This is a genomic window from Paenibacillus albiflavus (genome assembly GCF_004344915.1).
GTDB lineage: Bacteria > Bacillota > Bacilli > Paenibacillales > NBRC-103111 > Paenibacillus_AM > Paenibacillus_AM albiflavus.
Map to the genome: position 1 here is coordinate 60,291 of NZ_SKFG01000006.1, position 12,941 is coordinate 73,231.

At 41.3% G+C, this 12,941-nt stretch carries 13 protein-coding genes and 1 riboswitch; of the genes, 11 read left to right on the forward strand and 2 right to left on the reverse strand.

The features are described from left to right. Nucleotides 1-36 precede the first annotated feature (36 nt). The 8 genes from E0485_RS08480 to E0485_RS08515 all read left to right on the forward strand — a co-directional run bounded on the left by E0485_RS08480 (nt 37) and on the right by E0485_RS08515 (nt 5,367). Complete coding sequence (locus tag E0485_RS08480; RefSeq protein ID WP_165921130.1) at nt 37-666, forward strand: NAD(P)-dependent oxidoreductase; 630 nt, start codon at nt 37-39, stop codon at nt 664-666. Continuing rightward, complete coding sequence (locus tag E0485_RS08485; RefSeq protein ID WP_132417570.1) at nt 659-1,117, forward strand: cupredoxin domain-containing protein; 459 nt, start codon at nt 659-661, stop codon at nt 1,115-1,117. The genes E0485_RS08480 and E0485_RS08485 overlap by 8 nt, the downstream gene beginning before the upstream one ends. A gap of 236 nt (nt 1,118-1,353) precedes the next feature. Next, nucleotides 1,354-2,208, forward strand: a complete 855-nt coding sequence (locus tag E0485_RS08490; RefSeq protein WP_132417572.1) for an ABC transporter ATP-binding protein — start codon at nt 1,354-1,356, stop codon at nt 2,206-2,208. Next, nucleotides 2,201-2,857 carry an ABC-2 transporter permease gene (locus E0485_RS08495; RefSeq protein ID WP_132417573.1) on the forward strand — a complete coding sequence of 219 codons (657 nt, stop codon included), beginning with the start codon at nt 2,201-2,203 and terminating at the stop codon, nt 2,855-2,857. The genes E0485_RS08490 and E0485_RS08495 overlap by 8 nt, the downstream gene beginning before the upstream one ends. Continuing rightward, on the forward strand, nt 2,854-3,219 hold the full coding sequence (locus E0485_RS08500; protein WP_132417574.1) for a GntR family transcriptional regulator: 366 nt from the start codon (nt 2,854-2,856) through the stop codon (nt 3,217-3,219). Before E0485_RS08495 ends, E0485_RS08500 begins: the two co-directional genes overlap by 4 nt. A gap of 136 nt (nt 3,220-3,355) precedes the next feature. Next, nucleotides 3,356-4,012: an ABC-2 transporter permease gene (locus E0485_RS08505; RefSeq protein WP_132417575.1), complete on the forward strand. Its 657-nt coding sequence runs from the start codon at nt 3,356-3,358 to the stop codon at nt 4,010-4,012. Nucleotides 4,013-4,194: 182 nt separating this feature from the next. Further along, nucleotides 4,195-4,836 (forward strand): DEAD/DEAH box helicase family protein, encoded by a 642-nt coding sequence (locus E0485_RS08510; RefSeq protein WP_132417576.1) that lies wholly within the window; start codon nt 4,195-4,197, stop codon nt 4,834-4,836. Nucleotides 4,837-4,902: 66 nt separating this feature from the next. Then, a complete protein-coding gene (locus tag E0485_RS08515) occupies nt 4,903-5,367 on the forward strand; it encodes a phage tail protein (RefSeq protein WP_132417577.1) in 465 nt (154 codons plus the stop codon). Between the two features lie 80 nt (nt 5,368-5,447). Here E0485_RS08515 and E0485_RS08520 read toward each other — a convergent pair whose 3' ends face one another. Then, nucleotides 5,448-6,554 (reverse strand): hypothetical protein, encoded by a 1,107-nt coding sequence (locus tag E0485_RS08520; RefSeq protein WP_235857488.1) that lies wholly within the window; start codon nt 6,552-6,554, stop codon nt 5,448-5,450. Between the two features lie 365 nt (nt 6,555-6,919). On the opposite strand from E0485_RS08520, the gene E0485_RS08525 reads away from it, so the two are divergent. From E0485_RS08525 to E0485_RS08535, 3 genes are all read left to right on the forward strand, one after another. Beyond that, nucleotides 6,920-8,335: an S-layer homology domain-containing protein gene (locus E0485_RS08525; protein ID WP_132417579.1), complete on the forward strand. Its 1,416-nt coding sequence runs from the start codon at nt 6,920-6,922 to the stop codon at nt 8,333-8,335. Between the two features lie 185 nt (nt 8,336-8,520). Next, nucleotides 8,521-9,210 (forward strand): G1 family glutamic endopeptidase, encoded by a 690-nt coding sequence (locus E0485_RS08530; protein WP_235857489.1) that lies wholly within the window; start codon nt 8,521-8,523, stop codon nt 9,208-9,210. 146 nt (nt 9,211-9,356) lie between these two features. Then, nucleotides 9,357-9,436: riboswitch (glycine riboswitch) on the forward strand. A 124-nt stretch (nt 9,437-9,560) separates the two neighbouring features. Then, nucleotides 9,561-10,910, forward strand: coding sequence for an amino acid permease (locus E0485_RS08535; protein WP_132417580.1), 1,350 nt, complete (start codon nt 9,561-9,563; stop codon nt 10,908-10,910). A 69-nt stretch (nt 10,911-10,979) separates the two neighbouring features. Here the strand turns inward: E0485_RS08535 and E0485_RS08540 are convergent, their stop codons facing one another. Continuing rightward, complete coding sequence (locus tag E0485_RS08540) at nt 10,980-12,941, reverse strand: S-layer homology domain-containing protein (protein WP_132417581.1); 1,962 nt, start codon at nt 12,939-12,941, stop codon at nt 10,980-10,982.

The window sequence follows — 12,941 nt, forward strand, 5'->3', positions numbered from 1 at the left end:
CATCAAATCCACATAATACCAATGGGAGGAATGGTTATGAAGATTACAGTCATTGGCTCCACGGGACGAACGGGTATGCATGTTCTTGAACAAGGTGTTCGTCGAGGACATGAATTGACTGCATTTACACGAAGACCGCATTTATTGGAAAATTTCAACGGTCTAAAAAATGTAGTGACAGGGGACGGACTTCATTTATCTGATGTAAAAAAAGCCATAGACAAGCAGGATGCCATCATTGCCATTGTAGGAGATAGAAGCACCCCGATTGCGACCGATATTACTGGAATAATCATTCAAGCTATGTATGAGTTAGATGTACAACGCATTGTGTGTGTGAGTTCTTACTTACTTGGATCAACGCGTCCAAGAGTGATAACCCCTCTTTTCCAATGGTTATTGCGTCATTCTTTGGCGGATCGGTTATCTGCGGATCAATTAATCCAATCCAGTAAGACGGAATGGACGATTGTTCGTGCTACGAGATTGCTTGATAAACCAGCAACCGGCAACGTGCGTCGGCAAAAAGCAGGGTATGAATTCGAATTCGGTCCGTACGAGATTTGCAGGGCAGACTTGGCGGCTGTCCTTCTTGATATCGTAGAAAGTAGAGACGACAGCAAGTCTATTATCAACGTCACTTGGGGGAAAAGCAAAAATGAATAATCAAGCGACTACCAGAATGCAACTGGTTTTTAAATGGATGGCATGGATCTGTGGCAAGAGCATGAAGAAGTGGTTGTTGTCACTCGGTCTCGTATTTACGGCAGTGATTATTGTGACCGGATGCGGCGTCAAAGAAGATACAACGGCAGCGTCGTCGTCAATCCAGACGGATGCGGAAGCGAGTAGGGAGGCCACAGTCATCACGATCGAAGCGAAAAACTTCGCATTCAACCAGAAGGAAATCAAAGTGAAAAAGGGCGATAACGTGAGCATTACTCTGAAGAACAGTCAAGGCAATCACGCTATTCATATCGATGGGTACAATAAAGATATTAGAAACAATAAAACCGTTACATTCGTGGCCGATCAGGCCGGACAATTCAAGTTTTTCTGCTCTATCATGTGCGGCTCAGGACACGCCGATATGGTCGGCACCATTATCGTGGAATAATGAATTACGTAAATATAAGGGCACTCAATGGGGGCTCTTATATTTTGCCTTGTAGGTGTTGCGTAGCAAATCCTGATAAACTACGACATGTATAATAAAGAAACCCTTGAGAGATCAAGGGTTTTTTGTTGTAATAAAAAATATACAAAATTAGGTAATAAAATAGTTGACTTCATAAAACACCCTGTGGTACATTGTGTATGCACAACATGCACAATTTAATGAGGAGGTACGGTATGCTAGCATTAGACATTCGAAATTTAAATAAGAAATATCCGAATTTTCAATTAAAAAATGTATCGTTTCAACTGGAAAAGGGTTATATTATGGGTTTTATCGGTGCCAATGGCGCAGGGAAAACAACCACAATAAAATCAATCTTGAAAATGATTCATATCGATAGCGGTGAGGTATACATTTTGGGCAAGGACATCGCCGAACACGAAATTGAATTGAAGCAAGAAACTGGATACGCATTCGGCGGCATCGATTTCTATACTCGCAGCAAGATAAGAACGTTAACCGATGTCATTAAGAAGTTCTATAAGAATTGGGATGATGAAACCTATTACAACTATCTGAAAAGATTCAAATTGGATGAGAATAAAAAAATTGCCGAATTGTCGACGGGAATGAAAGTAAAGTACAGTTTGGCCCTTGCTTTATCTCATGGTGCGAAGCTTCTCATTCTTGATGAACCGACAAGCGGACTGGATCCAGTCGCTAGAGACAATCTGATGGATATTTTTCAAGAGCTCGTAGTTGATGGCGAAATCAGCATTCTTTTCTCTACTCACATTACATCCGACTTGGAGAAATGCGCCGATTTTATTACCTTCATCGAAAACGGACAAATTATCAACAGTGCAGAGAAAGAAGAATTTATGGAATCATATCGCTTACTGAGTGGTAACGAAAGCCAGCTAAGCCAGGTGAAAGAACGATTGATTTCTTACAAAAAAAATTCATTTGGCTTTACAGGATTGATCCATACCAAAGACTTTGATCCATCTTCCGATGTGAAAGCAGCCATACCGAGTCTTGAGGAAATCATGATCTACTTCGCTAAGAAGGAGGATGCGTATGTATAACTTGGTGATGAAGGATATGAAATTAGCCGTACATCCATTGTTTATTTTATTTCCTTTTGTGATGGGTGCCTTAATGTTTATTCCGAGTTGGTTGTATTTTATTGTGATTATGTATTTTTTCTGGGTATCGGCACCGAATTTGTTCGCCCAATATAGAACGCAGAACGATTTACTCTTTACCGCTATGCTGCCTGTATCCAAGAAAGACATGGTGAAGGCAAGGGTATCTGTTATTGTTATCTTGGAATTACTGCATATTGTGACTGCCATGATCTATGGTTTGTTTAGGATTCTCTTATTCCCGAATGATACCTACTATTTCTTCGCGCCACACATGGGTTTCTGGGGGCTATGCTTTGTCATGCTTGCGATCTACAATATTATCTTGATACCCATGCATTACAAGACGGCGTATAAATACGGTATGGCACAGCTTGTATCTATTCTGGCCGCTATGGCTTTTGCCGGAGTTGCTCAATGGATCCAAATCCAGAGTCCGTTTGTGTCCGACATTTTTAATGGTTCCGGGGCCAACAATACGGTGCTTCAAATATCCATATTAGTCGTAGGTATAGTGATCTTTATGGCGTGTACGATGATTGCTTATCGAATTGCAATTAAACGGTTTCTGAAAGTAGAACTCCAATGAACATATTGATTTCAAACACATCTGAGAAACCGATTTATCAGCAGCTTTTCGAACAAATCAGTGCCCAAATTCTGAAAGGCGAGTTAGAAAGCGGCTATTGTTTGCCGCCCATTAGACAAGCTGCCCTGGAACTTCGAGTTAGTGTCATCACCGTAAAGAAAGCATGGGAAGAACTCGAACGAAGCGGTTTGATAAATACAGTAACAGGTAAAGGGTGTTTTGTAGCCGAATTCTCGTCCGATGAGATGCTGCGAATACGCAACGAAATGATCGAGAAGCAAATGGAAATCGACACATCCTACTACAAATCCTTTGGTCTCACCCTAGATGAAGCAATTGAGCTGCTGAAAAAGATATATTAACAGTCCCTCTATAAGTTGAAGGCCACCCGTCAAAGGATGGCCTTAAAACTTGCCGTTACAAAAGCAACATGGAAAAATGTGCGGACTTGATTACTTTTATCGAAAACGGACAATTTTGCGAAAAAGGAGGATATATATGTATAACTTAATGATGAAGGATTTTAAATTAGGCTTGAATCCCCTGATTTTAGTATTGCCTTTTGTGATGGGAGCCTTAGTGCTCATTCCCGGTTGGATCTATTTTATTATTCCTCAGTATTTTTTCTGGATAACAATGCCGAATATGCTCTGGAGTTTTAAAGTCCAGAACGATTTGATCTTTACCTCCCTAATGCCTGTAGCCAGAAAAGACATGGTGAAAGCAAGGGTTTCCGTGATTGTCATCTTGGAAATATTGCATATTGTTGTCGCTATGATTTATAGCATAATCACTGTTCACCTATTTCCGAATGTGACCTACTATTTCTTTGCACCGTTTATGGGTTTTTGGGGACTATGTTTTGTTATGCTTGCAATCTTCAACATGTTCTTCATACCCATGTATTACAAGACAGCAGAAAAATCTGGCAAGGCAATGTTAGCATCAATTGGAGCTGCTCTACTTTTTTCTGTAGCAGTACAATGGTTGGGGATTCAGAGTCCGATTGTGTCTGACATTTTCAATGGTAGCGGCGCTCACAATACCACGCTTCAAATATCCATCCTGATCACTGGGATCGCGATATTTATTGCATTCACTATGATCGCTTATCGAATTGCAGTTAAACGGTTTTTAAAAGTGGAAATCATATGAACGTATTTATTTCAAACACATACAAATAAGTCGAAAATTTGTAGAGTAGAGGAGGGATTTACGTGCAGTTAATAGAATAAATTACCATGCTTTGGAAAGGAGGATTTAATATGTACTTTCACTGTTATAAAATGATAAGAATCCGCCAACTTCCTCAAAGTTAAAATTTGAGGAGGGTAAATATGAAGGTTAATAATAATTATTTGAAAGAACAATTAAAGCATGTTTATTGGTTAAATGGTGGTTGTTGTGCGGGCAAGACCACAATGACGAAGAAATTTGTTAAGGAGTTAGGATTTCAAACGCTAGAGGATAATGTCTTAAAATATAGACCATTCACTAGTCCTGTTGAATATCCTGCTCTTCAATATCCTCATCCTGGCTTGGACTGGGATAAGTGGTTTAACAAACCCAATGATGAACATTGTGAATGGCTTTTTCAAATAGTCGAAGAAATGATGGAGTTCTTTGTTGTTGATTTGTTGAAAATGCCTACTGATACACCAATCGTAATAGATTTAGGAATAATGCCCGAACGAATATTACCCTTTATTCCTAAAGAAAGAATGATATGTCTCTATACGTCTGATGAAGAAATAGAAAGGCTATATTTCTTTAGGAAAGACCATAAGATGATTTTAGATGTTATTAACCTTACAGCTAATCCAGCGGAAGCAATCAAGAACGGCAATAAAAATATGGTGAAGTTTTCTCATGATATAAGAAATGCTTGCGTCAAAAATGGAATCAAGGCCATTGAAAGAACAACTAACTTGAGTGTTGAAGAACAATTTAGATTAGTTCGTGAACATTTTGGATTGTGATATAGGAAAATCCATAGGTTGATAGTTTTAATGCCAATTAGGAATAAACGAAAACGAGGGATGGGAATGTCGTATATCGTTGATTTTAAAAATGTGTCTACAGTTGGTTTGGAATCTTCACCTGTAGCAGAAGCGCTTGCTGGTTTACGTGCGAATGAAGCCCGTTACTTTATGAACAAATACAAGCATGAATATACGGTTGTACCCGCTAGCGAAAGTCAGGATAACCTTGATTATGTGAACCGAATTTTGAAAGAAGAACGTGATATTGAGTTTGCGGCCAAGCCATTAGAAACGTCGCGTTTTCAAGTGGAAAATATTCTATTTACTTATGTTTTTTATGAGGATGGTCTTGGACTCAATGTTATGTATACGGTAGATGACCCTAAGAAGCGGGCGGTTGGTTTTAAGCTGTCTGAGGGAATGGAGGTACCGAAGGAGTTAGAAGGGAAGTTTAAGTTTGCTAGGCAGAAGTCTAAACTAGCTGGAACGATTCGGGGCTCGTTTTTTGTAATTAAAGGACAATATTAAAGTAAGTGCGAAGAAATATAAAGCCTCTGTCCCGTTTGGTGGGATAGAGGCTTTATCTGTTTGCTTGCTCTATAAGACTTTTATTTTGATAGCTGCATGGAGCCGATCCGTTCATACAATTCGGACTGTAATTGCTGTTGGAGCTCCTCCACGATCGAGAAATTTGTGGCCGCAACATAGTAGGCCTTAATTTGAGAATCGATGGCCTCGGCTTCCGCCAAAAAGGAGGTGGCCTCTTTCATTTTTGCCGAATAGCGTTCTTTAATAGCGGCTATTTCGGCTGCATAGGCTTCATCTGTACCAGGATCCATAGTAAGGGTATACATATCCAGGACTTCGTCCCCGTCCCGATCAGGAAAGTATTCATGCGGAGCGGTACTGTCGAAAATAGCTGTTTGGAGCTTCGGGAATATCAACATATCTAGGCTGTTTGGATCAAAGCCGCAATGAAACACTTGAACTTCGATTCCTTTCTGTTCGGCAGCGTTGGCAAGCCTTTTTAGCAGTGTCGATTTTCCGGATCCCGGCCTTCCTTTGATGAATATCCGTCTTTCCAGCTGAGCGGTCAAGCTTTGAATAAAATCAAATGCCCCTTTCGGAGTCGCAGCTCCGAAAAACAAGTGACGCGGAGCGGTTAATGTATCACTTTCATGACCAGCGTATAATTCTTGAATCAAATCCTTCGCAATCTGGTCGGCCTTCATGAAATCCATGCTTTTGATATAGTATTTTTCCCATTCGTCATGAATTCGCAATGCAGTTAAGAACGTTTCATATGCTTGTGAATAAGCACTTGCAAGCTTACCTCTAAGATCTTCTATCATCCTAGTATGTTCCAGTAAAATAAGACTGTTATCAAGCGCCTCCCCGAAATCGATAAAGTTGATTTCGCCGACCTCGTTCTCCGAAATCCCCTCGCAGACTTGCCCATCGATAATACCAATCTTTGATTCCGTTAAAATGATGCCATCCAGATCGTCGGGACGGAGAGGAGAGTGGAAGCATTGCACATGCTGGCCTTTATCCAGTAGGTTATTCGTCAAGTTGCGAATGACCGTCGATTTCCCCGTACCCTGGGGACCCGTAAGGACGAATATTTTGTTTAGCCCATCAAAAGCGGATTTATACAAGAAATGAGCTCCGTGTGCAGTGTTGCCGCGGGCAAAGTAGTGCGATGATTTTTCCACCAATCTGATACAACTCCTTTGTGCCTATTCCGATTCGCAAAGTTTACAGAGGGGTATCGATCAGAATAAGCATTTGTGGGATAAATGCCTATGCATTTGTATATTCCACATGGTCAAAAGTGGTGTTTGTTCGTATATAAGAATTTATATCGTAAGGCTAATAAATTTTTAAGTATACCTTAAGAAACGCATCCGTCCTATAAGGACGGCGAAGCCGTTTCATCTTGTCTCCCATGTTTTTCGCCGTTCGAATAATTTTTCTATGTACATCTTTAGTAGGACTACAATCTTTTAGGGTTTAGTCTATGATGTCTGAGAAGGGTGCAGAAACCTGGGGAAATATATCAATAATTAGGTGGTGAACGATGATGAAAAAAGTAATGAACTATGTAATCGCAGTCATGTTAATGTTTACAGCCGTACCACATGCTTCAGCAATATCATTTAGTGATATTAGTGGTTCGTATGCTCAGGATGCAATTAATGAATTAGCGGCAAGAGGGATATTAAACGGTACAGGTAATGGATCATTTAACCCTACTGGAAACATTGAAAGGCAAGATTTCGCAATCATTGTGGCTAAAGCATTAGCACTTGATCTAAACAATCCACCAGCGACAGCCACATTCAGTGACGTACCGAGTGGTAACTATTCCTTTGCTGCAATTGAAGCTGCAGTTAAAGCTGGTCTTATTCAAGGAATGGGTAATGGGATGTTTGGTATGAATGAGAATTTAACACGAGAGCAAATGGCAGCTATATTTGTCAGGGGGCTGGGTGTAGACACGAATGGTCAAGGAGCAGGGTTGCCTTTTTCCGATTCAAACACGATTTCCTCTTGGGCTAGAGACGGCGTAGGAGTCGCACTTCAGCTAGGATTAATTGCAGGTAATCCAGACGGAACCTTTGATCCGCAGGGAGCTGCAGAAAGGCAAGCCGCCGCAGCCGTTGCATCAAGATTTTTGCAGGTAGAGGAGGAGTTAACGGCTTTGGAGGAGTCAAAGGCGTCAACTCCAACACCGACACCGACACCGACGCCAGCACCAACACCAACTCCAGCACCAACACCAACACCGGTAGCGCCAAAACCGGAGCCAACAGTAAGGCCAACACCAGAGCCAACGTCGGAACCTGAGACCCCAACAACCCCGACTGAGCAAAAAGTTGCAACACCAAGTGCAAATCTAAAGAGCGGTGCTGTGGAGTATGATACATCAATCGAGCTTACGACAACGACATCAGGAGCAGTTATTTACTATACAACAGATGGAACTGCCCCTTCGTCTTCAAACGGTACTAGATATATAGAACCGATTGTTATTCAGCAAGATACAACGATAAAAGCAATTGCGGTAAAACCCGGTTATAAGGACAGCGATGTTATGACCGTAAGCTATACGATTAAAAGTGTATTTAGTGATGGGTATCCCAAAGCTGCTATTACAAGTGGAGCAAATGGTAAAAGAATAACCATCGAGGTTAAAACCAATGGTTCAAATATGTTGCATTATTTAGTTGTAAACGGTGATACGCCGGAGCTTACTACAATCGAGCAAATCATTGATTATGACAGTGAGGTTAATCCTGCAATTGCTGTTGGTAACAGAGATATTCCTCCTACAGGTGAAGTCTCCGTGGAAGTGGTACTCGATGGAGATAATGCGGAATATGATATTTACGATGTTTACGTTGTTGTGTATGTAAAAGGTAAAGCAATCGATTTTCGCAAAATCGATGTAACAACTCCACCTATAGCAGAAGAATTAGAGGAGTTAGAATAATTCACCTGCCAGAATGAATTGAACTGCAGTCTAATTGTTAGACACCTTCTAACAGTTGGAGGTGCAGTTCATTTTTGTGTCGGTGATGCACGTCGAACTCAAACCTGATTTCCACATTCGTTCCCCTTCCACTTCTTGCTTCCTTGAATACACATATAGTCAAGTTGAAATCGGGGGTGGATACATTGAGGCGAGGAAGATTAAGTCTGTCAGCTCCGTTAAAGCCTGTTGATTCCGTGACATACATGCTCCCAACTGTTCTCCCGGGATGGCAATCGGGGAATTGGTCGGGTTATGCAATTAAAAAAACGAAAAGTAATTCATTTCGCTCTATTTCTTGCTATTGGATCGTTCCACGGGTAAAGGCTAGCAAGCAAAATAAATATTCTTCGATATGGATCGGAATTGATGGATTCAACAATTCTTCCTTAATTCAGACAGGAACAGAGCAAGATATAGTGAAAGGCAAAGCGGTTTATTATCCGTGGTGGGAGATCTTGCCCGCACCAGAAACGCGAATTCCTAACTCCGTTTCCCCCAATGATCTGATGTACGCGAAGATCTCCAAACTCAGCAACAGCAAATGGCAAATCGTGCTGAAGAATAAAACGAAAGGATGGACATTTAGAACGATCCGGAAATACACGGGACCCGCTAATACTGCGGAATGGATAATGGAAGCGCCTACCATCAACAATAATACAGCCCGGTTAGCCGATTATCGTAAAATGGGTTTTAAAAAATGTAGGGTGAATAATAAAAATCCCATACTACAGCGGAGCGATCGGGGGGTCATGGTTCAAAAAGGACGTGTCGTTTCAACGCCTTCCCTTTTAAACAAAAGTAGAGACGGTTTCACCGTAACTTACGGTTGATCACGGTGATAAATTCCAGCTTGGATGGAATATATCATTGACAAAATATTAATTCATGATTAGTATTGGAAGCAATTTAAAATGGTTTCAACACTTAAAAATTTAATAACAAGTAAGCTATGATTGCTATGGATCGCACTATAGCAGGAGCAGCTTCTGGAGAGACCGTGGAATGCCGCGGCGCCGAAGGGTTCACAATCTCAGGCAAAAGGACAGAAGAGTAAGGAATATCGATTTGTTAACATAAAAATTGGTATATTTTTACTTTTATGTACATGAGATTGGAGGACATCCAATCTCTTTTTTTATTTTCTGGACATCTTAGATTTGATTTTGAGGGGGAGCTAGATTTGGCACAACATGAATTGAAGAGGGAATTGGAGAATCGGCATGTTCAACTTATTGCCATTGGTGGAACCATTGGTACTGGATTATTTTTAGGATCGGGTAAAGCGATACAACTGGCAGGGCCATCGATCATTTTTGCTTATCTGATTGTGGGTATGGCTATCTTCTTTGTCATGAGAGCACTGGGAGAACTCCTATTATCTAAAGCGGGTTATCAATCCTTCACAGATATTGCGGAAGACTATCTTGGACCGCGAGCAGCGTTCGTAACCGGATGGACTTATTGGTTTTGTTGGATTATGACGGCAATGGCTGACATTATCGCTGTCGGAATATATGTTCAGTATTGGTTCAACATCCCGCAGTGGATCCCCGAGATCATCTGCCTTATTATTCTATTAGGACTCAATCTGTTATCGGTCAAAAATTTTGGAGAATTGGAGTTCTGGTTTGCTTTAATTAAGGTGGTAACGATTCTTGCATTAATTGTTATCGGAGTTATTTTGCTGGTAGTGGGATTCAAGACAGATGCGGGAATGGTTACCGTTAAAAATATATGGGGATATGGCGGACTTTTTCCAAATGGAATTACGGGTTTCTTGCTTTCATTTCAAATGGTCGTGTTTGCATTCGTTGGCGTAGAGCTAGTGGGTGTATCGGCAGCGGAAACGTCCAATCCTGCCAAAAATATTCCATCGGCCATTAATAAAATTCCTTTAAGGATTCTATTCTTCTACGTTGGTGCAATTATTGCCCTATTATGCATTAATCCCTGGATGGAACTAAGTCCTACTGAAAGTCCTTTTGTTAAAACATTTACTTTAGTAGGCATTCCAATTGCAGCAGGAATTATTAACTTTGTCGTATTAACTTCAGCTGCATCGGCTTGCAATAGCGGGATGTTCTCAACAAGTCGAATTTTATATAATCTGGGGAGAAATAACCAGGCTCCATCAAGTTTTGCAAAGCTGAATAAAAATCACGTACCTAGAAACGGATTATGGATATCGACGCTTGTCCTTTCCGTGGGAGCGCTACTCAGTAAGCTTATTCCGGAACAAGCTTTTGGCATTGTGACGACCATTAGTGCCATTTGTTTCATTTGGGTTTGGGGTGTAATTCTCGTATGTCATTTAAAGTATAAGAAAACAAAGCCTCAATTACATGCACAATCCAAATTCAAAGCACCGTTTACACCATTTATTAATTATGCTGTTCTAACGTTGTTTGCTATCATTCTCATCATTATGCTGTTTGCTGAAGCAACGCGTCCGGCCTTACTGTTAACGCCCCTGTGGTTTATTCTATTATTTGTTTTGCACTATTCGTATAAGGGCAAAAGGGAGAAATAATATCTTGCTACCGAAATCAAAAAGGTGCAGAGGCAACGGCAAGCTGCGCAATTCTGTACCTTTGTTTAGTTAATGTCCTAACAGCTTCATTAGCTTGGCGATAATGACATAAGCTTGCTCACGGGTAAGTTCTCCTGTGGGATCAAATTGATTCTGATCCCCCTCCATCAGCCCAAGTTGGTTAACGCGATATACACTATCTTTTGCCCAAGATGCGATCTTCTGATCGTCGCTAAACCGTGGTGAGACAGCACTGGTTTGCCGCTGACCATCATCTTGTCCGTTCATCAGTTTGTACAGATTGAACAATAGAACGGCAGCCTCTTGTCTGGTGATGGACTTATCAGGTGAAAATTGATCCAGACCTGTACCTTTCATAATCCCTGCACCATATGCTTTCATGACATATACATCATTATCTGATATATCCTTAAATGGAGCTTTAGGTGCATTCATGGCTTTTGCTTGTAGGTATTCGGCCATGCGAACGGCCATCGTAGCAAATCCATAACGATCCATAGCCTGCTTATAGTTGTAGTCGTAATCGGAGAAAATAAGCCCTTGCTGTTTCAGCTTTTGATAATAGGCTTCCGCCCATGAGCTGATTGCATCAAGTTGGTCAGGTTCGTTGACCTGAATTTTTAACTCGTAGATGTTTACGAAAAAATCCTTAATATATACGAGGACAGACGTTGACCCTTGCCGTTTTGCCTTTATGACTCCGTCGGATGATACTTCTGCAATAGACTCATCGTCCACTAAGAAGGCTGCGGCCTGAGTGATGTCCCCAACAATCGCTCCTAAAAATGGAATGCGAAATGTTTCGCCAGGATGCAGTCGGTAATCGCCATCCCACATGTTGGATTGCATGGAAAGGTTGAAGAATGTCGTCTTGTATTCCAGCTGAGCAGGTTTTCCATCTTTCGTGTACAGCCCACTCACCTTGATGCTGAACTGATCCTCAGGCAGGATGGACTTTACATTGTCAGGACGGAAAATGATACAAAATGGAACACCATATCCTCCGGTTTCAACATGGAAATAAGCTCCTTCCAGATCAGAATTGCTCTTGTTCAGGTTCCATACCTGACTGTCTCTCACTCGTGTTATTTGCACCTGGATGTCTGAAGTGCGGAAAGCATCGTATCGATCCGGGTTAACGGAAATAGACCACGCATCATCAGCAGTGAACATCTCAACAGGGAAGTCACCAGCAGAAGGCCAAGAAATAGTATCATAGGATACGCTGCCTTTTGGTCGATCCTCGTTAAACACATACATTGAAGAATAGGGGTAAAACATGGAATACATTAAAGAATATTGATAAAAAAAGGGATAAATTGAGGAATATAGATTTAAGGAGGGAACCTTTGAAAATGGATTATATTCATAGAATTCCTTATTGTATATCATACCGAACATAGTCTTCTTCATCAACGGATTGAGAATCCAGCGACGGTGACTAACACGATCGATATTGTCATGATCACTATCCGACATATAGGCTAGGACGCTGGAATAGAATGTGGGGGGGCCATAAGCTAAATTGCTTGAGGATATTCCTTTCACACCGAGATCAAAGAGGGTGTCTGACATACCTTCCGGGTGATCCGGATTATGTGACAACTCACCATTCTCTTCATTGATGAATGAGGCAGCCTGCTGTTGATCAGCTAATGTCCAGTCGGCAACAACATCATCTGGTAACCCTGCCAGATAGCGTACAAAGTTAACGGCGTTAATCCCGTCTTCAACATATACAGGCTTGACCTTGCCAATAGCGTAGGAAGCTCCATACCGTGAAGGTTCGGATTCATAGATCTCATCTGGACTCTTGAGCATATAGTCCATTGACATGGGCTTGTATTGCTGCCACTTGCGCATAATGTCTTCTCTCGTGCGTTGCTTTACGCTTAATTGCACATCTGATGAGGAGGCTGCAGAACTGGGAGCAATAAACAAAGCATTGCTCATTAGGAAGAAGCAGAACAATAAAGCAAGTATACGCGTTGCGTGCAAGCGAATTTGCAA